General features: G+C 33.0%; 19 protein-coding genes. 6 read left to right on the top strand and 13 right to left on the bottom strand.

All coding sequences use genetic code 11. The features are described from left to right. The first annotated feature begins 23 nt into the window (after positions 1-23). Complete coding sequence (locus NAT47_RS11565) at positions 24-758, top strand: TrmH family RNA methyltransferase (protein WP_250582925.1); 735 nt, start codon at positions 24-26, stop codon at positions 756-758. Here NAT47_RS11565 and porT read toward each other — a convergent pair. From porT to NAT47_RS11510, 11 genes are all read right to left on the bottom strand, one after another. Next, positions 755-1,447 (bottom strand): type IX secretion/gliding motility protein PorT/SprT, encoded by a 693-nt coding sequence (gene porT / locus NAT47_RS11560; protein ID WP_250582923.1) that lies wholly within the window; start codon positions 1,445-1,447, stop codon positions 755-757. The genes NAT47_RS11565 and porT overlap by 4 nt on opposite strands. A 1-nt stretch (position 1,448) precedes the next feature. Beyond that, on the bottom strand, positions 1,449-2,180 hold the full coding sequence (gene ubiE / locus NAT47_RS11555) for a bifunctional demethylmenaquinone methyltransferase/2-methoxy-6-polyprenyl-1,4-benzoquinol methylase UbiE (RefSeq protein WP_250582921.1): 732 nt from the start codon (positions 2,178-2,180) through the stop codon (positions 1,449-1,451). A 194-nt stretch (positions 2,181-2,374) separates the two neighbouring features. Then, positions 2,375-2,860, bottom strand: coding sequence for a dihydrofolate reductase (locus tag NAT47_RS11550; protein ID WP_250582919.1), 486 nt, complete (start codon positions 2,858-2,860; stop codon positions 2,375-2,377). Positions 2,861-3,097: 237 nt separating this feature from the next. Then, the gene (locus NAT47_RS11545; RefSeq protein WP_250582917.1) at positions 3,098-3,622 is read right to left on the bottom strand and encodes a hypothetical protein; all 525 of its coding nucleotides are present in this window, start codon (positions 3,620-3,622) and stop codon (positions 3,098-3,100) included. An 8-nt stretch (positions 3,623-3,630) separates the two neighbouring features. Beyond that, positions 3,631-3,804, bottom strand: coding sequence for a hypothetical protein (locus NAT47_RS11540; RefSeq protein WP_250582915.1), 174 nt, complete (start codon positions 3,802-3,804; stop codon positions 3,631-3,633). Positions 3,805-3,938: 134 nt separating this feature from the next. Further along, positions 3,939-4,763, bottom strand: coding sequence for a thymidylate synthase (locus NAT47_RS11535; RefSeq protein ID WP_194094285.1), 825 nt, complete (start codon positions 4,761-4,763; stop codon positions 3,939-3,941). Between the two features lie 38 nt (positions 4,764-4,801). After that, positions 4,802-5,161 (bottom strand): four helix bundle protein, encoded by a 360-nt coding sequence (locus tag NAT47_RS11530; RefSeq protein ID WP_250582913.1) that lies wholly within the window; start codon positions 5,159-5,161, stop codon positions 4,802-4,804. A gap of 72 nt (positions 5,162-5,233) precedes the next feature. Continuing rightward, on the bottom strand, positions 5,234-6,493 hold the full coding sequence (locus tag NAT47_RS11525; RefSeq protein ID WP_250582911.1) for a nucleoside permease: 1,260 nt from the start codon (positions 6,491-6,493) through the stop codon (positions 5,234-5,236). An 18-nt stretch (positions 6,494-6,511) separates the two neighbouring features. Next, positions 6,512-7,132: a bifunctional nuclease family protein gene (locus tag NAT47_RS11520; RefSeq protein ID WP_250582909.1), complete on the bottom strand. Its 621-nt coding sequence runs from the start codon at positions 7,130-7,132 to the stop codon at positions 6,512-6,514. A gap of 179 nt (positions 7,133-7,311) precedes the next feature. After that, positions 7,312-8,280 (bottom strand): electron transfer flavoprotein subunit alpha/FixB family protein, encoded by a 969-nt coding sequence (locus NAT47_RS11515; protein ID WP_250582907.1) that lies wholly within the window; start codon positions 8,278-8,280, stop codon positions 7,312-7,314. Positions 8,281-8,305: 25 nt separating this feature from the next. After that, complete coding sequence (locus NAT47_RS11510; RefSeq protein WP_250582905.1) at positions 8,306-9,052, bottom strand: electron transfer flavoprotein subunit beta/FixA family protein; 747 nt, start codon at positions 9,050-9,052, stop codon at positions 8,306-8,308. A 272-nt stretch (positions 9,053-9,324) separates the two neighbouring features. On the opposite strand from NAT47_RS11510, the gene NAT47_RS11505 reads away from it, so the two are divergent. From NAT47_RS11505 to NAT47_RS11490, 4 genes are all read left to right on the top strand, one after another. Further along, positions 9,325-10,302 (top strand): pyruvate dehydrogenase complex E1 component subunit beta, encoded by a 978-nt coding sequence (locus NAT47_RS11505; protein ID WP_250582903.1) that lies wholly within the window; start codon positions 9,325-9,327, stop codon positions 10,300-10,302. A gap of 59 nt (positions 10,303-10,361) precedes the next feature. Next, positions 10,362-12,845 (top strand): DUF5686 and carboxypeptidase-like regulatory domain-containing protein, encoded by a 2,484-nt coding sequence (locus NAT47_RS11500; protein WP_250582901.1) that lies wholly within the window; start codon positions 10,362-10,364, stop codon positions 12,843-12,845. Between the two features lie 165 nt (positions 12,846-13,010). Beyond that, complete coding sequence (locus NAT47_RS11495) at positions 13,011-13,541, top strand: inorganic diphosphatase (RefSeq protein WP_250582899.1); 531 nt, start codon at positions 13,011-13,013, stop codon at positions 13,539-13,541. 114 nt (positions 13,542-13,655) lie between these two features. Next, entirely contained in the window at positions 13,656-16,235 is a 2,580-nt protein-coding gene (locus tag NAT47_RS11490) for a sodium-translocating pyrophosphatase (RefSeq protein WP_250582897.1), read from the top strand. A gap of 46 nt (positions 16,236-16,281) precedes the next feature. On the opposite strand, the gene NAT47_RS11485 is transcribed toward NAT47_RS11490, so the two are convergent. Further along, a complete protein-coding gene (locus NAT47_RS11485; RefSeq protein WP_231835999.1) occupies positions 16,282-16,896 on the bottom strand; it encodes a deoxynucleoside kinase in 615 nt (204 codons plus the stop codon). Continuing rightward, on the bottom strand, positions 16,896-17,693 hold the full coding sequence (locus NAT47_RS11480; protein ID WP_250582895.1) for a hypothetical protein: 798 nt from the start codon (positions 17,691-17,693) through the stop codon (positions 16,896-16,898). Before NAT47_RS11480 ends, NAT47_RS11485 begins: the two co-directional genes overlap by 1 nt. 122 nt (positions 17,694-17,815) lie before the next feature. Here NAT47_RS11480 and NAT47_RS11475 point away from each other — a divergent pair, with 122 nt between their 5' ends. Next, positions 17,816-18,724 (top strand): GLPGLI family protein, encoded by a 909-nt coding sequence (locus NAT47_RS11475; protein ID WP_250582893.1) that lies wholly within the window; start codon positions 17,816-17,818, stop codon positions 18,722-18,724.

Raw genomic sequence — 18,724 nt, 5'->3', positions numbered from 1 at the left:
AGTTAGTCAAAAATACAATTTTTATGGTTAGTAAAAACCAAATTAAACTAATAACGAGTTTACAACAAAAAAAATATAGAAAACAAGAACAACTTTTTTTTGCCGAAGGCATAAAGGTGGTTCAAGAATTATTGCAATCTAACTTTGAGTTGCAAGATTTGTTTACTACAAAAGACGATTTTCATACGGTTTCAAAAGACAAAGTTCATGCCATTTCTGAGGCTGAATTGAAAAAAATAAGCGTGTTAACCACGCCCAATACTTGTTTGGCTGTTTTTAAAATTCCAGCCGCAAAGCCTTTAGCTGAAAAAGGATTGATAGTGGCTTTGGACGACGTTCGCGATCCCGGAAATTTAGGTACAATTATCCGTTTGTGTGATTGGTTTGGAATTGAAACTTTATTTTGCTCTGAAGCTTCTGTTGATATTTACAATCCAAAAGTAGTGCAAGCTACGATGGGGTCTATTAGTAGAGTGAATGTTGTGTATGGGAATTTAGAAGCCTTTTTATCTCAAACTAAATTACCTGTTTTCGGTACTTTTATGGATGGGAATAATATTTATCAAGAAAAATTACTAAAAGAAGGAATCATTGTGATGGGAAATGAAGCCAACGGAATTTCCTCTTCTATTGAAGCTTTAGTTACTTCTCGAATTGCAATTCCACGTTTTGGAAATCTTCAAATTACAGAAAGTTTGAATGTAGCTACTGCAACCGCTATTATTTTAAGTGAATTTAAACGCAGTTTTTCAGTTTAGTGAAAGGCAAAGTTGATAAAGAATCCTCGGGTTTTCATTTCGTGAACATTTCCAGTCCATGGACTATTCGGGTCGTTATCACGAATTAATTCATCGTTCATGCTGAAAACACCACGGATGGAAGGAGAAAAAATGAAGTATTCAAAGTATAAGTCAATTCCAATACCTACTTCATAAAAGTTTGTCCATTTGGTCATTCTAAAGCGTTCATTATAGTTGTCTTCTGTAACATTGGCATTACTGCTTAAATTTAAAGCAGTTGAAACACCGCCTATCAAGTAAGGTCTGATATTACCTGTTCGTAAAGCAGAATATTTTAATAAAAGCGGAAAAAAGATATAGGTTGATTTTACTTCTCTCAATCGGTCACCTGCGTCTAGGATGTTTGGATAAGTTAAATTTCGTTGGGTAATGTATAAACCAGGTTCAAAACGTAAATCAAAATATTCAGCTAGTCTAAGATTTCCAATCAATCCTACATTAAAACCGGTAGTACTTTTAACTTCAATATCTTCGGTAACGGATAAGTAATCTGTTTTGAAATCTAAACTGTTAAATCCAAGAAAATAACCCCAATGAATACGTTGCTTGTTCCAATTTTCTTTGTTGATAATTGGGTCTTTACTGAACATGCCTTCTTGAGCAAAAAGTAGGGGCGAAATAAGAAATAAAACCAGTAACTTCTTCATGTTATTTTTTAGATGCTTGATAAATAGTGGCTACTCCAAATGTTTGAGGGAGATGCTTCACTTCTATAAACCCAATTTTTCTCAAAATATTGTTTAAAGCTTCTCCAAAAGGGAAATTTTGTGCCGAAGTAGACAAATATTGGTAGGCTTTTTTATCTTTTGAAAATAATTTTCCGATGGTTGGCATAATGAAATTGGTATAAACATAATACCCTTGTTTGAACGGAAATTGTGTAGGAACCGAAGTTTCTAAAATAATCAATTGTCCTCCAGGTTTTAATGTTCTTAAAATATCAGTTAGGCCTTTTTCAAGATTTTCGAAATTACGAACACCATAAGCTACGGTAATGGCATCAAAATAATTATCAGGATAGGGAATGTTTTCGCCATCTCCTAAAACCATTTGAATTTTGGAATCTAGTTTTTGTGCTGCAATTTTTTTCTTCCCAATGTCTAACATGCCTTGCGAAATATCTAAGCCAATAATTTCAGTAGCCGAAGTATTGGCAAATAAAATCGCTAAATCACCTGTTCCAGTAGCAATATCTAAAATGGTTTTCGGTTGTTTTGCCGCAATCATTTTTAAGATTTTCTTTTTCCACTTGGCATCGGTTCCAAAAGAAATAACTCGGTTTAACCCATCATAATTTTCAGAAATGGTATCAAACATTTGAGCAACTTGTTCTTTTTTCCCTAAGTTAGAATCTTGATATGGCGTAATATTTTTTGACATTTTGCAATTTTTTGGAACACAAAAGTACTGATAAAAAATCAAATACAAGGGCAAAATTCAATTTCAATAGCAACTTCAAAATTCAAATTCAATGTCAATTTTGATTTAAGAGCCTATTTTTAGAAACACTGATTTAAGAAAATTAAAAAATCCGTTGAAATCTGTCAAATCTGCGTCATCCGCGTTCTAAAAAACTATTTTCTAACGTACGTTAAAAAAGTAAAATCGTAATCGTGTTTTTCGTCCTTAGAATGAAATTCTTCGAAAACCAATTCCCATTTATCTGTATCGATTTCAGGAAAAAAAGTATCGGCTTCAATAGTCGTATGCACGCGAGTTAAATCGATTTTATTGGCAATTTCGATAGATTGTTTGTAGATTTCGCCTCCGCCAATGATGAAAACTTCCTCATTTTTTGGACACAATTCAATTGCTTCTTGTAAACTGCTTGCTAGTAGACATCCTTCTGGAGCTTGGTAATCTTTTTGTCGCGTAATAATAATATGGGTACGATTAGGTAAGGGTTTCGGAAAACTTTCAAAGGTTTTTCTTCCCATTACAATGTAATGACTAGACGTGATGGCTTTAAAACGCTTAAAGTCATCTGGCAAATGCCAAACCAACTGATTGTCTTTTCCTAAAGCGTTATTCTCAGATGCCGCTGCGATTATGGTTAACATAGTAATAATTTGAATCGCTAAGGTAAGTATTTTGGGGGGAATTATTTTTCTTTATGGAGAAAAATAGCGAGTAGCCATAAATTACTTTTTTGAGTTTGAATTTAACGTTTGGCGGCTTCAACAAGTGGCGAACTTCGGAATTGTGTATTTTCTGCTAAGATAAAATTTCTTGTGGAAAATAAACGTGAATTTAGCACATTTCTCGCCATTTCTTGCAAACGCTGTTGGCAGTAGTTTTTATTTTTCAGTTTCTATTATTTTGAACATTTCAGGATTTCTTTTCGATATTTTGAGGTTCAAAATTTGGTCGATTTTATATTCATTGTCAAAATTTTCGGTTTTTTGAATAAATTGTTTGTTTTTATATTTATATTTGAACGTTGCATATTCAAATTTACTTCTTCTAGTGTGTTCAACCTCAAATCCGATAATCTTTCCGACAGCTTTTTGTCCATATTTATCTAATTCTTTTTCTAAATATTCTTTCTTTTTAGTAATTGTTACAATTACAATAATAATACCTACAATTACCATTGGTATAACATAAACATATTTTTTCCATTTAGAGTTTTCTGAAATATTCAACCAAAGCATTGGAAAAAGACCAATTGAAATTATCATCATTATATTTCCAATTGTATCATTATTTGATTGATAACTAAATGATTTATAAATAGCTAAATAATATCCAACAAAAATTAGAATTGTAGCAATCAATGAAACGATAATTTTATTTCTTTTTGAAATTTTTATTAAACTCATAGATTTATTTAAACGTATAAATTAATAACTTTCAAAATCAAAGATATGATACCTAAAATAACTAAAATTTTCCACCATTTTTTAACGTTTTGGTAGTTTGCATTTTCAGTGTTTTTTATGAATATTCCAAAACCAATCATAATAATTGGGATTAATAAACTTTTTACGATTTCAAATGTCATTTTGTTGATTTTTAAGTTTTTTCTGAGGCAAAATTACTACCAACTTTTATATATGCTCAGTTTTTTATTAATTTACTTGAATATAGCTAACCATATTTGGATAGCTTTGCTCAACATAGTTGTTTATCTAATTCTTACACCGCCACAACTCCCTTAATATGCGGATGTGGGTCATAACCTTCTAACGTAAAATCTTCAAATTTGAAATCGAAAATATTTTTAATTTCTGGGTTTAATTTCATCGTTGGTAAAGGTCGGCACTCGCGAGATAATTGTAATTGTAATTGCTCGATATGGTTGTTGTAAATGTGTGCATCACCAAAGGTGTGGATGAATTCGCCCACTTGTAAATCGCAAACTTGGGCAATCATCATCGTAAATAAAGCATAAGATGCAATGTTAAACGGAACACCTAAGAAAATATCAGCACTGCGTTGATACAACTGGCAACTTAATTTTCCATCTGCCACATAAAACTGGAAAAAGGCATGACATGGAGGTAAAGCCGCTTTTCCATTGGCAACATTTTCCGCAAACGAAACCGAAGTATCTGGCAAAACACTAGGATTCCAAGCGGAAACCAACATTCTTCTGCTGTTTGGATTGGTTTTTAAGGTTTCGATTAATTCGGTAATTTGGTCAATTTCTTCGCTGTTCCAATTGCGCCATTGGTGTCCGTAAACCGGACCTAAATCGCCATTTTCATCTGCCCATTCGTCCCAAATTTTCACACCATTTTCTTGTAAATATTTGATATTGGTATCGCCTTTTAAAAACCATAACAATTCGTAAATAATTGATTTTAAGTGCAGCTTTTTTGTAGTTACCATTGGGAAACCTTCGCTTAAATCAAAACGCATTTGGTACCCAAAAACACTAAGTGTTCCAGTTCCAGTACGGTCGCCTTTTTGGTTGCCGTTTGCTAATACGTGTTTTACTAAATCGTGGTATTGTTGCATTTTTCTTGGGTGTTGGGTAAAAGGTTAAAGGTTTTGGGTTAATTGTTTTTTCTAAGGAATGTCATGAAAGATGAAATTCTTTTTTCGAGTAATTGAATGGACTCTATCTGCTTTAGTACTAAATCTTCAGTTAAATATTCTACATCTGAACATAGTAGTATTTGTGTTTCTAATTCAAAACAAGAACCTAAACTGATTTCTAAAAACCTACATAAGTCTTTTTCGGAACTTTTTGTACAACCTTCGGCAATGTTAGAAGGGATTGAAATAACAGAACGCTTAATCTGAGAAGTCAAGCCGAATTTTTCAGCATCTGGCATTTCTCTCATCAGTAAATAAGTGGATTTGACAATAATTCTGCCTTCTTTCCAAATATCTAATTCTCTAAAATTTCTCATGCTCAAATTAAAAATATTTTTCTTTTACACAATGTTTTGCCTTTTACCCTTCACCAAAAAACCTTCACCTTTTTAATGTGAAATGTTTGAAACGTCTTTTGGATTATGTTTGTGTTTGAATAAAACTGCAAAAGCAATAGCAATTACTAATGCATAAGCTGCAAACGTTAACCAGATGTTGTGCCAATCTTTTTCTCCTGTAGCAGCATCGGTAAAGTATAAACTAATGATTTGTCCGCTGACAACACTTCCTAAAACGGCTCCAAAACCATTAGTCATCATCATAAATAAACCTTGTGCCGAAGAGCGAATTTTAGAATCGGTTGAGGTTTCTACGAATAATGAACCTGAAATATTGAAGAAATCAAATGCCATTCCGTAAACGATACAAGATAAAATAATCATCCATAAGCCTTCTCCCGGATTTCCATAAGCGAATAATCCAAAACGTAAAACCCAAGCAATCATACTAAACAACATTACTTGTTTGATGCCAAAACGTTTCAAGAAAAACGGAATAGCTAAGATGAATAATGTTTCCGAAATTTGAGAAATCGACATAATTAAAGTCGAATATTTTACTACTAATGAATCAGCATAAATTGGGTTGTGTTTGAAATCATCCAAAAACACATCGCCATAAGCATTTGTTAATTGTAAAGCCGCTCCAAGGAACATACTAAAAATAAAGAACAAGGCTAATTTATAATCGGCAAATAATTTAAACGAACTCAATCCCATAAGTTCCATAAACGATTTGTTTTCTGCTGTTTTTCCTTCGGGTTCACATTTTGGTAAGGTAAAAGAATACAATCCTAAGAAAATAGCAGCAATAGCAGCAATGTAAAATTGATTTTCCGAAGCTTTGTTTCCAGTTAAGTTAGTAATCCACATCGCCACAATAAAACCAATAGTTCCCCAAACACGAATAGGTGGAAAATCTTTTACCACATCTAAACCACCTTTTTTCAAAGCGTTGTAAGCAACGGAATTAGAAAGCGCAATGGTTGGCATGTAGAAAATCATCGCTACTAAAATCACCCAAAAGAAATCGGATGGATTGCTAACTTGTGGAACATACATCAAAGTTAATCCTCCTAAAATATGAAGTGCTCCATATAATTTTTCGGCGTTTATCCATCGGTCGGCAACAATTCCACAAAGCGTTGGCATAAAAATCGAAGCGATTCCCATAGTAGAAAAAATAGCTCCAAATTGTGCGCCGTCCCAATTTTTAGTTCCAAACCAATAGTTTGCTACTGTGATAAGCCAAGCTCCCCAAACGAAGAACTGGAAAAAGTTCATTATCGTTAATCTGAATTTTACATTCATGTTTGTTTCATTAAAGTTTTAAGATTCTTTTTTTGAGATTTCGTCTCTAATTTTCGCTGCTTTTTCGTAGTCTTCGTTTTGAACCGCTTCTTCGAGTTTGTCGTACAATTCTTTTAAAGAATATCCTGAAAAATTATCTGCCGGAACTACAACATCATCATCATAATCTTCAACAGAAGATAATATATCATCGTTTTCCGAATGTTCGGTTTTATCAACTGGATTTACATTTAAATAAATACCAGCTTTATCTAAAATGTTTTTGTAGGTAAAAATAGGAGCATTGAATCGTAATGCTAAAGCAATAGCATCCGAAGTTCTAGCATCTATAATTTCTTCAATTTTATCTCTTTCACAAATAATACTCGAATAGAAAACACCATCGACTAACTTGTGAATAATGACTTGTTTTACCACAATATCAAATCGATCTGCAAAATTTTTGAATAAATCGTGCGTTAAAGGTCTAGGTGGTTTTATTTCTTTCTCTAAAGCAATAGCAATCGATTGGGCTTCAAAAGCGCCAATAACAATTGGAAGTTTTCGTTCACCATCTACCTCATTTAAAATCAAGGCATAAGCACCATTTTGTGTTTGGCTGTAAGAGATTCCTTTTATGGTTAATTTTACTAAACTCATTTCAATAGGTTAATTATCATTTTTTCTGAAAGGGTGATGGAGATTTTAAACATCACAAAGTCAGAAAATGGCTAACTGAAAAACGGTTAGCCATTTGGCCCAAAAATAAAAAAAAGAGCTATCTAAACAAAGATAACTCTAATTTTAATTTAATTATATTTTTTGAACAACTAATTTTTTTAAGAGTTGCTCGCTTTAAAGGCTTTTAATTTTTCAATTAATTGAGGAACTACAGTAAATGCATCACCTACCACTCCATAATCTGCTACTTTAAAGAAAGGAGCCTCAGGGTCTGTGTTGATCACTACTTTTACTTTAGAAGAGTTGATTCCTGCAATATGTTGAATAGCTCCAGAAATTCCTACTGCAATATATAAGTTGGAAGCTACTGGTTTTCCAGTTTGTCCTACGTGCTCGCTGTGAGGTCTCCATCCGATGTCAGAAACAGGTTTAGAACATGCTGTTGCAGCACCTAAAACCGAAGCTAATTCTTCAATCATTCCCCAGTTTTCTGGACCTTTCATTCCACGACCTGCAGAAACTACGATTTCAGCATCAGCAATAGTAACTTTTCCTGTTACTTTTTCTACATTTTCCACTTTGATTCCAAAATCAGCATCATTTAATGATGGTGCGAAAGCTTCTTCTGTCATTGCAACGGCATCTTCCACTAGTCCAAAAGAGTTTTTAGCAATTCCTAAAACTTTAACTGGAGTTGAAATTTCAGTAATGTTGAACGCTTTGTTTGAGAAAGCAGTTCTTTTCACTTGGAATGGCGAAGTGCTAACAGGTAGCGCTACAACGTTTGAAGCATATCCTGCCTCTAAAGCTACAGCGACAAGTGGTGCTAAATAGATACTATCTGTTGATGAAGAAACTAATACGATTTGAGTTCCTTCTTTTTTTGCAGCTTGAGCAATTACATCAGCGTAAGCTTTAGCGCTAAAATTGTTTAATTTATCGTTAGAAACGTTTAATACTTTGTCTACTCCGTAAGCAGCTAAAGCGCTATTGTCAAAGTTGTTGATAGTTACAGCAGTAACTGTTGTTCCCATAGAAGCAGCTACTTTTTTCGCGTATGAAGCTAATTCTAAAGCAACTTTTTTAATTTTTCCTTCTGCTGATTCAGCATATATTAATACAGACATGATTCTTTAATTTAATGGTTTGAAATTAGATAACTTTAGCTTCGTTGTGTAACAAACTGATTAACTCATCTAAATTATCAGCACTTACTAATTTAACAGCTGATTTTGCAGCTGGTTTTTCAAATTTAACAGCTTTAGTTGCTGTTGCATCTCCTGTTGGCTCTACTAAAGTTAAAGCTTTAGTTCTCGCCATCATGATACCTCTCATGTTTGGAATACGTAAATCTTTTTCTTCTACAATTCCTTTTTGACTACCAATGATTAAAGGAAGGCTTGCAGATACAATTTCTTTTCCTCCGTCGATTTCTCTGGTAACTTTTGCTTCGTTTCCGTTTACATCGATACCCACACAAGCGTTAACGAAATTATAACCTAACATCGCAGCCATCATTCCAGGAACCATTCCGCCGTTGTAGTCTAAAGATTCTTTTCCAGCGATAATTAAATCGTAACCTCCGTTTTTAACAACTTCTGTCAATTGTTTTGCTACAAACATTCCGTCTGTAGGGTTAGCGTTAATACGAATAGCTTCGTCCGCTCCAATTGCTAAAGCTTTTCTTAAAGTTGCTTCAGCATCAGCACCACCAACATTAACTACAGTAACATTGGCCCCTTGTTGTTCTTTAAACCAAATCGCTCTTGTTAAACCAAATTCATCATTCGGATTAATAACAAACTGAACTCCGTTTGTGTCAAACTCGCTATCGCCATTGACAAAATTAATTTTTGAAGTAGTATCAGGTACATGACTGATGCAAACTAATATTTTCATTTTTGTATGTTTTATAAGTGAATATTTTCAGACCCAAAAATATAAAATAATTTTGAATTAAAAACTATGCACGCATAACAAATATTTATTTCTCATGAAAATTATCTTTTTCTTACGAATTGTTTAAAATTATAAGGTGAAATTGCAACTAAAATATAATTTTTTAATACTACAAGGTTGTAGTAGAGACAGATTTCATTTTTTTTAATAAGCAATTGGAATAATTTAATTTTTCTTACTTTTGCCAATCATAATTCAAAGAAATTAATTTCATGAGAACGATACAGTTTAGAGAAGCTATTTGTGAAGCGATGAGCGAAGAAATGCGTCGCGATGAATCGATATATTTAATGGGTGAAGAAGTAGCAGAATACAATGGGGCTTACAAAGCTTCAAAAGGAATGTTAGATGAATTCGGACCCAAACGTGTTATTGACACACCAATTGCTGAATTGGGTTTTGCTGGAATTGCAGTAGGTTCGGCTATGAATGGGAATCGCCCAATTGTGGAATTTATGACCTTCAACTTTTCATTAGTAGGGATTGATCAAATTATTAATAATGCAGCTAAGATGCGCCAAATGTCAGCCGGTCAATTTCCAATGCCAATGGTATTTAGAGGTCCAACGGCTTCTGCAGGTCAATTAGCAGCTACTCACTCACAGGCTTTTGAAAATTGGTATGCTAACTGTCCTGGATTAAAAGTGGTAGTGCCATCAAACCCATACGATGCAAAAGGTTTATTGAAATCAGCCATCCGTGACAATGATCCAGTAATCTTTATGGAATCTGAACAAATGTACGGTGATAAAGGTGAAGTGCCTGAAGGAGAGTATACTATTCCACTAGGTGTTGCGGATATTAAAAGAGAAGGAAGTGATGTAACTATAGTTTCTTTTGGGAAAATTATTAAAGAAGCTTATGCTGCCGCAGAAGAATTAGCGAAAGAAGGTATTTCTTGTGAAATTATTGATTTGAGAACGGTTCGTCCAATGGATTATGATACCATCATTAATTCGGTAAAGAAAACAAATCGTTTAGTGGTTTTAGAAGAAGCTTGGCCATTTGCATCCGTAGCTTCTGAAATTACCTATATGGTTCAAGAAAGAGCTTTTGATTTTTTAGATGCGCCAATTCAAAGAATTACAACTGCTGATGCACCAGCGCCTTATTCTCCAGCTTTATTAAAAGAGTGGTTACCTAATGCGCAAGATGTAATCAAAGCGGTAAAAAAAGTTATGTATAAATAGCAATTAACTTACTATATTTGAAACTTCATCAGTACTCTCTGATGAAGTTTTTTTTTACTATGAAAACAAAAATTATAATATTCTTTTTATTTATTACTTCTGTAGTTGTTTCACAAACAAAGGTTGGTGGGAAAGTGATTGACGAATCAGGTGTTCCGGTTGCTTTTGCTAATGTTGTATTTAAAAACTCTAGTGAGGGTGTAATTACAGACGAAAATGGAAATTTCTATTTTGAGTCTAAAGGAAATTACGCTACTCTAGTAGTTTCTTTTGTGGGGTATGAAAAGAAAGAAATAGCATTGAAACCTGGATTAAATACGGGGTTGAAAATTCAGTTGAAGTCCGGAACCGAATTAAAAGAAGTGGTTATTTACAATGGAAAAACTTCTAAAAAGAATAATCCTGCTTTAGATATTTTGAGAAAAATTTGGGAAAGAAGAAGAAAGAATGGTCTCAAAATGTTCAAACAATATCAATATGATAAGTATGAAAAAGTAGAATTTGATTTGAATACTATAGATTCTGCCTTTATGAATAGTAAAGTGTTCAAAGGAATGGAGTTTATTTTCAAGCAGATTGATACGTCTAATATCTCGGGTAAGACATTTTTACCCATTTTCATCAATGAAACGTTGAGTGAAGTTTATGGGGATAATCAGCAAAAAAAATACAAAGAAATTACGACAGCTAATAAAAATTCTGGTTTAGGTACAGGAGATGGTGTGAACACTTTTATTAAAGATTTGTATGCAGAATTTGATATTTACGATAATTACTTAAAGTTTTTTGATAAAGATTTTGTAAGTCCATTATCAAGAACTGGAATCAATGTGTACAATTATGTTCTTAGCGATAGTATGTTTATTGATAATAAGTGGTGTTATAATATTGTGTATTATCCACGACGTAAAAATGAGCTTACTTTTAAAGGTGATTTTTGGGTAAACGACACCACTTTTGCAATCAAAAAAATCAATCTTGAAGCTAGTAAAAGTGCTAATATAAACTGGGTTAAAGAAATTTATATTGAGCAAGAGTACGAGGTTCTGAATGATTCCGTATTTCTGTTAACGCGTGATTACATGATGTCGGATTTTAGTTTTTCTAAAAAGGAAGAATCAAAAGGAGTTTATGGTAAACGAACTACATTGGCCAGAAATCATAAGTTTGACATTAAAAAAGAAGACAAATTTTACAAGCAAGAAGTTAATTTCTATGATAACTCGGTTTTCAATAAATCGAATGAGTTTTGGGAAGAAAATCGATTTGAAAATCTAAATAAAAATGAAGCTGGAATTTATAAAATGCTAGATACTTTGAAAGAAGTACCTCGTTTTAAACGAATATATAATTTGGCTACTATTCTAGGGAGTGGCTATATCGAGATACCCAAGCTAAAATTGGATTACGGACCTATTTTTTCAACTTTTGGATATAATGATGTTGAAGGACAAAGAATTAGAGTAGGGGGAAGGACTTACTTTGGTTCTAATGATATTTGGAGACTCCAAGGCTATACCGCTTACGGATTTAAAGATAATCAGTTTAAATATGGGATTTCTGGAAAATGGATGGTAAACAAGAGGAATCGAATTATTTTGTCTGCAGGAAACAGAAGAGATGTGGAACAAATAGGTGTGAGTTTAACAACTTCCAATGATGTGTTGGGGAGAAGTTTTGCTTCGTCTTCATTCTTTTCAAGTGGAACTAATAATAAGTTAACTTCGGTAAATCTTACTACTTTAGGTCTTGAAATTGAGCCTGTAAAAAATTTAACTTTTCAAACCAATTTTTCTTTTAGAACATTAAAATCTGCATCTAATCAATTTAGCTTAGATTACTATGTTGATACTGCTCAATCCACTACTAAAGGCGAGATTAAACAGTCTGAAATTAATTTAGTGGCAGAATTTACACCTGGTAAAAGAACTGTTGGTTATGGAGTGGAACGTTTGGAAGTAGATAATAATTACGCCCGAATTTTCTTGAGTTATAGTCAAGGTTTAAAAGGTGTTCTAAATAGTGATTTCGATTACCAAAAGTTACAATTTTATTATCGTCAACCAGTTTTGATAGGTGGTTTTGGGCGTTTATTTTCAACTTTAGAAATAGGTAAAATATTCGGTCAAGTTCCGCTAGGTTTAATGGGGGTAATTCCCGGAAATCAATCGTATTTTATAATTGATAATACCTACAATCTCTTGAATTATTATGACTTTGTGGCTGACCAATATGCTTCATTACATTTTGAACATCATTTTAACGGTAGATTGTTTTCTCGAATTCCTTTGCTTAGAAAGTTGAATTGGAGAGAAATTGTTGGGGTTAAAGGGGTTTATGGAACTGTTTCAGATGAAAATAAATTCATCAATGCGTCGGGATTAGTTTACAGAGCTCCAGAAGATGTTTATTGGGAATATCATGCAGGGGTTGGAAATATATTTAAAGTTTTACGTATTGATTTTGCTTGGCGCGGAAGTTACTTAGATATACCTGATGCTAATAAATTTACGGTAAAAGCTTCTTTTGGATTTTATTTCTAAACTGTTTACAATAGATAAATGTTTAGTTATGTTTTTAAATATTGATAAAAAGTTTTTATGGACTTAAGATTAAATCTTTGTAAAATCTATATTTTTTTTGCAAAACTCTTTTGTTTCTGATTTTTTATAGTGGTAACTTTGCACCCGCTTTAAAATATAAGAAAAATGACAGCAGATAAAATTACTACATTTGATGTATTGATTGAGATTCCAAGAGGAAGTAGAAACAAATACGAGTACGATTTTGAATTAAAAAGAATGCGTTTTGACAGAATGTTATTTTCTTCAATGATGTATCCTGCAGATTACGGATTTATTCCAGAAACATTAGCATTGGATGGTGACCCATTAGATGTTTTAGTGTTAGTCAACGAACCAACATTCCCAGGCTGTGTGATGGAAGTAAAACCAATCGGTGTTTTCCACATGGCAGACGACAAAGGTCCGGATGAAAAAGTAATTTGTGTACCCGTTTCAGATCCAATTTGGAATAAATTAAACGACTTAAGCGATGTAAATCCCCACTTAATTAAAGAAATCGAACATTTTTTCCAAGTTTACAAAGACTTAGAGCACAAAAAAGTAGATGTTGAAGGTTGGGGAGATGTGAATGAAGCAAAAGAAATCTTAGTTAAATGTACTAAGCGTTTTGAAGAATTAGAAAACAAACCAGAAGGATTGTTTAGTATTAAATAATTTTTTTTAACATAATAATAAAAAGACAATATTTTCATGGAAATATTGTCTTTTTTGTTTTATTTTCTTAATATTACCATAAAATTAACAAAAACTAAAACTAAATTATATTTTATGGAATCAATGATGATCTATGTACCTATAGTCATGGCACTATTAGGTTTAGCTTTTATGTTAGCCAAACGCACTTGGGTTCTTAGACAAGATGCGGGTGATGGTAAAATGAAAGAAATTTCAGATTACATCTACGAAGGAGCCTTAGCATTTTTAAAAGCAGAGTATAAATTATTAACTTTTTTTGTTCTTGGAGCGAGTGTGGTTCTTGCCGGAATTTCATTCATAGTTCCAACAACCCATTGGTTAATCGTAATTGCATTTATTTTCGGAGCAATTTTTTCAGCTTATGCTGGAAATATTGGAATGAAAATCGCGACAAAAACTAATGTTCGTACAACACAAGCCGCTCGTTCAAGTTTACCACAAGCATTAAAAGTGTCTTTTGGTGGTGGAACTGTAATGGGATTGGGTGTGGCAGGTTTAGCCGTTTTAGGATTAACTGGTTTTTTTATTATTTTCTTTAGAATTTTCATGAATGGAGAATGGACTTCAACAGAAGATATGACTATCGTTCTTGAAACATTAGCTGGATTTTCTCTTGGAGCGGAATCTATCGCTTTATTCGCTCGTGTAGGTGGTGGTATTTATACTAAAGCTGCCGACGTAGGTGCGGACTTAGTAGGAAAAGTAGAAGCAGGTATTCCAGAGGATGATCCTCGTAATCCTGCTACTATTGCAGATAACGTAGGTGATAACGTAGGTGACGTTGCGGGTATGGGTGCCGATTTATTCGGTTCGTATGTAGCAACAGTTTTAGCGGCAATGGTTTTAGGAAATTACGTAATTAAAGATATGGGGGGTAAAATCGAGGACGCTTTTGGAGGAATCGGACCCATTTTATTACCAATGGCAATCGCTGGTTTCGGAATTTTATTTTCTATCATTGGAACCATGTTAGTTAAAATTTCAAGCGACGATGCTAAAGAAGCGCAAGTTCAAAAAGCATTAAATATTGGAAACTGGGTTTCTATCGTTTTAACTTTAATTTCTTGTTATTTCTTAGTAGACTTCATGTTGCCTGAAGTATTAACATTAAACTTCTATGGTGAAGGTGATAAAGAAATTGCTTCTATTCGTGTTTTTTATGCTACTATTGTAGGTTTATTTGTGGGTGGAGCAATTTCATCAGTAACAGAATATTACACAGGATTAGGTACAAAACCAGTATTGGCAATCGTACAAAAATCATCAACTGGAGCTGGAACTAACGTAATAGCTGGTTTAGCTACGGGGATGATTTCAACTTTCCCAACTGTTTTATTATTTGGAGGTGCCATTTGGGCTTCTTATGCTTTAGCTGGATTTTACGGTGTTGCTTTGGCAGCTTCTGCAATGATGGCAACAACAGCAATGCAATTAGCAATCGACGCTTTTGGGCCAATTTCTGATAACGCTGGAGGAATCGCAGAAATGAGTGAATTACCAAAAGAAGTTCGTACAAGAACCGATATTTTAGATTCAGTAGGAAATACAACCGCTGCAACAGGAAAAGGTTTCGCCATTGCTTCTGCTGCATTAACTTCGTTAGCTTTATTTGCTGCGTATGTAACGTTTACTGGAATTGATGGAATCAACATTTTCAAGGCACCAGTATTAGCCATGTTATTTATTGGAGGCATGATTCCTGTAGTGTTCTCTGCATTAGCAATGAACTCTGTTGGAAAAGCAGCAATGGACATGGTGTATGAAGTACGTCGTCAGTTCAAAGATATTCCAGGAATTATGGAAGGAACTGGTAAACCAGAATACGGAAAATGTGTTGAAATTTCTACAAAAGCCGCTTTACGCGAAATGATGTTGCCAGGAATCTTAACGATTGGTTTCCCAATTGCAATAGTATTGTTAGGAAAATTAGTCTATGGAGATAATAATCAATTAATTGCCGAAATGTTAGGTGGTTATATGGCGGGAGTGACGGTTTCAGGTGTACTTTGGGCAGTGTTCCAAAACAATGCTGGTGGGGCTTGGGATAACGCTAAAAAATCTTTTGAAGCTGGAGTTGAAATCAGCGGTGAAATGACCTACAAAGGTTCGGATGCGCATAAAGCTGCGGTAACTGGAGATACAGTTGGAGATCCATTTAAAGATACTTCTGGTCCATCGATGAATATTTTAATCAAGTTAACATGTTTAATTGGTTTAGTAATTGCTCCAATTTTAGGAGGTCATGGTGCTACAACTGAAAATGGAGCATGTTGTTCAAAAGATAAAAAAGAAGTTTGCCACGAAGGAAAATGCGATTTATCAAAATGTGCAACTATGACAAAAGAAGAATGCGCTAAAATGTGTGAGGAGAATGGTTGCTCTCAAGAATGCAAAGACAAATGCATGTCTCAATACGATGAAAACGGAAAATACATCGGAGATGCAGCACACGTTCACGGATCAAATTGCAATCACGGAGATCACCAAGAAATCATCAACATGGATGTTAAAAAAGAAAAAGAAGCTAATGGAAAAATGAAAGCAACCGTTACTTTAACTAAAATGGTGGATGGCAAAGAAGTAAAAGAAGAAAAAGTTTTCGAAGGATCTGAAATTGAAGTTGATGCAAAAGTTGCTGAACTTGGAAAATAATTCAAAATAATTAAAAGAAAAGCCTCACATTGTGAGGCTTTTTGTTTTAAAATAATCCGTTTAATTCGGCATCAATTCGGTTGATAATCATTCCTAAATCTTCTGGATTGTTCACAAAATCAATATTGTCAACATCAATAATTACTAGTTTTCCTTTGTTGTAGGTTTGAATCCAAGCTTCATAGCGTTCGTTTAAACGACTTAAATAATCAATCGAAATGGAGTTTTCGTAATCTCTCCCTCTTTTGTGAATTTGGCTTACTAAATTTGGAATAGAACTTCTTAAATAAATCAACAAATCAGGCGAACCCACCAAACTCTCCATCAATTCGAAAAGGGAAGTGTAATTGTTATAATCACGATTCGACATTAATCCCATAGCGTGAAGATTGGGTGCAAAAATATGAGCATCTTCATAAATGGTTCGGTCTTGAATAATATTTTTACCGCTTTCGCGAATTTGCAATACTTGACGAAAACGACTGTTTAAGAAATAGATTTGTAAATTAAAACTCCAACGTTCCATTTGATGGTAAAAATCATCTAAATAAGGATTATCTACCACATCTTCAAAGTGCGGTTCCCATTTAAAATGTTTCGCTAATAATCGAGTTAATGTCGTTTTTCCTGCGCCAATATTTCCTGCTACTGCTATGTGCATTATGGTAAAATTATTTTGTAATTAGTAATTTCATTTTGGGTAAAAATAGACAAAATTCCATCTTTAAAGAAAAAATTCGATATGATTTTTTCATCAATTTTTATTTTACTGCTACTCTTTGTAATAAGATTATAATAATACATTTTATTATCTAAAACATACAATGAATTTCCATTTTTTGTTAGTTGGATGGCGTCGTAATTGGGTAAATTACCTAATTTTTCTATGGTTCCATAAATAGAAATACGATATAGATTCAATTTTAAATCAGTCCAATAAAAATGAGTGTAATCCGATTCATAAGATAATATTGGATTTTCTAACACAGTTGAAATCCACTTAAAAGTTTCTGAGTTAATATTATACAAACCAATTTTAGAAGTCACACTATCATAAACCCAAATTTGATTCTGAGAAGATAAAGCTACAGCTTCCAATGTTATGGGAACTGATTTTGAATTGAAATTGATTTTTTTTATTTCGTTAAGCTGGTTGTCTAAAAGTACAACGGTATTGAAAGTTTTGTAAAATACAACAAGTTGTAATGGATTTTGAAAATCTACGTTTGTAATTTTTCCTAAGGCTAAATTGTTGTATTGGTAAGTAGTTTTTCCATTAGTTTTAGATAAAGTATTATTATTTAAACTGTAGTAGTTTTTTTGGTTATCAAATCCTAAAAAAGTATCAGCTTTAATTGTAAAACTATTAATTTTTGAAGCAGTATGAAATTCTTGTGCTATTAAAGAATAGAACAACAAACTAAAAGTTATTAGAAATAGATTCCTTTTTATAAGCATTGTTAAACTTAAACTGAATATTAGGGTCCTAATATACTACATTAAATGGTTAATAATTTTAAGATGTGTAACAAATAATACTTTTGTGAGTCTAAATGATATCTAATTATCAAATCAATAATATGAAAAAAATTATAGTTGCTTCAATTTTAATGTTTTCGGGATTTATAAATGCTCAGAATTTTCAAGGCGTGGCAGTTTATGAATCTAAAACAAGTACTGCAGATTTTATGAGAGGAATAAGCGGTAATCGCGAGATAACTCCTGAAATGCAAAAGCAAATGGAAGAGCGAATGAAAAAAATGTTTGAGAAAACATTTGTTTTAAATTTTGATAAAACAGCTTCAATTTACAAAGAAGAAGAAAAGTTAGATGCTCCTGGCCAACAAGGTGGGGGAAGAATGATGATGTCTATGATGGGAGGCGGAGGAACTTTTTATAAAAATGCCAAAGACAAACAATATATAGTAGACAAAGAAATTTTTGGAAAAGAATTTTTAATTAAGGATTCTCTTCCAAAATACAATTGGAAGTTAGAAGGAGAATCAAAACAAATTGGAAATTACACTTGTTTTAAAGCTACTGCAGTAGTAAAAGTTAGCGAGTCGGATTTTAGAAATTTTAGATTCAGAAATAGAAATAATGAGAACAAGGAAGACGAAAAAAAGTCTGAAACTATAAAAGATACTGCAAAAGCTAAGAAAACTAATTTTACAGACGATTGGGAATTGCCAAAAGAAAATACGATTACTGCATGGTATTGTCCAGAAATTCCGGTTAATCAAGGCCCAGAAAATTATTGGGGATTGCCAGGATTAATTTTAGAGGTTAATGATGGTAAAACGGTTATTTTATGTTCAAAATTGGTTTTAAATTCTAAAGAAAAAGTGGAGATTAAGCCAGCTACAAAAGGTAAAGTGGTTACTCAAAAAGAATATGATGAAACCATTAAAAAGAAGATGGAAGAGATGAGAGAAATGAATTCAGGTCCAGGAAGCGGTAATCGTATGCAATTTAGAATGAGTAGATAA

This window comes from Flavobacterium fragile (genome assembly GCF_023634865.1).
GTDB classification, from domain to species: Bacteria; Bacteroidota; Bacteroidia; order Flavobacteriales; family Flavobacteriaceae; genus Flavobacterium; species Flavobacterium fragile.
This window is presented reverse-complemented; position numbering and strand designations above follow the sequence as displayed.

Coding starts and splice junctions, on each gene's coding strand:
- NAT47_RS11485 (WP_231835999.1), bottom strand. CDS start 16,896: ATGCACATAGCAGTAGCAGGAAATATTGGCGCAGGAAAAACGACATTA.
- NAT47_RS11500 (WP_250582901.1), top strand. CDS start 10,362: ATGAAAACAAAAATTATAATATTCTTTTTATTTATTACTTCTGTAGTT.
- NAT47_RS11535 (WP_194094285.1), bottom strand. CDS start 4,763: ATGCAACAATACCACGATTTAGTAAAACACGTATTAGCAAACGGCAAC.
- NAT47_RS11475 (WP_250582893.1), top strand. CDS start 17,816: ATGAAAAAAATTATAGTTGCTTCAATTTTAATGTTTTCGGGATTTATA.
- NAT47_RS11480 (WP_250582895.1), bottom strand. CDS start 17,693: ATGCTTATAAAAAGGAATCTATTTCTAATAACTTTTAGTTTGTTGTTC.
- NAT47_RS11550 (WP_250582919.1), bottom strand. CDS start 2,860: ATGTTAACCATAATCGCAGCGGCATCTGAGAATAACGCTTTAGGAAAA.
- NAT47_RS11490 (WP_250582897.1), top strand. CDS start 13,656: ATGGAATCAATGATGATCTATGTACCTATAGTCATGGCACTATTAGGT.
- NAT47_RS11495 (WP_250582899.1), top strand. CDS start 13,011: ATGACAGCAGATAAAATTACTACATTTGATGTATTGATTGAGATTCCA.
- NAT47_RS11565 (WP_250582925.1), top strand. CDS start 24: ATGGTTAGTAAAAACCAAATTAAACTAATAACGAGTTTACAACAAAAA.
- NAT47_RS11515 (WP_250582907.1), bottom strand. CDS start 8,280: ATGTCTGTATTAATATATGCTGAATCAGCAGAAGGAAAAATTAAAAAA.
- NAT47_RS11505 (WP_250582903.1), top strand. CDS start 9,325: ATGAGAACGATACAGTTTAGAGAAGCTATTTGTGAAGCGATGAGCGAA.
- NAT47_RS11510 (WP_250582905.1), bottom strand. CDS start 9,052: ATGAAAATATTAGTTTGCATCAGTCATGTACCTGATACTACTTCAAAA.
- NAT47_RS11525 (WP_250582911.1), bottom strand. CDS start 6,493: ATGAATGTAAAATTCAGATTAACGATAATGAACTTTTTCCAGTTCTTC.
- ubiE (WP_250582921.1), bottom strand. CDS start 2,180: ATGTCAAAAAATATTACGCCATATCAAGATTCTAACTTAGGGAAAAAA.
- NAT47_RS11545 (WP_250582917.1), bottom strand. CDS start 3,622: ATGAGTTTAATAAAAATTTCAAAAAGAAATAAAATTATCGTTTCATTG.
- porT (WP_250582923.1), bottom strand. CDS start 1,447: ATGAAGAAGTTACTGGTTTTATTTCTTATTTCGCCCCTACTTTTTGCT.
- NAT47_RS11530 (WP_250582913.1), bottom strand. CDS start 5,161: ATGAGAAATTTTAGAGAATTAGATATTTGGAAAGAAGGCAGAATTATT.
- NAT47_RS11540 (WP_250582915.1), bottom strand. CDS start 3,804: ATGACATTTGAAATCGTAAAAAGTTTATTAATCCCAATTATTATGATT.
- NAT47_RS11520 (WP_250582909.1), bottom strand. CDS start 7,132: ATGAGTTTAGTAAAATTAACCATAAAAGGAATCTCTTACAGCCAAACA.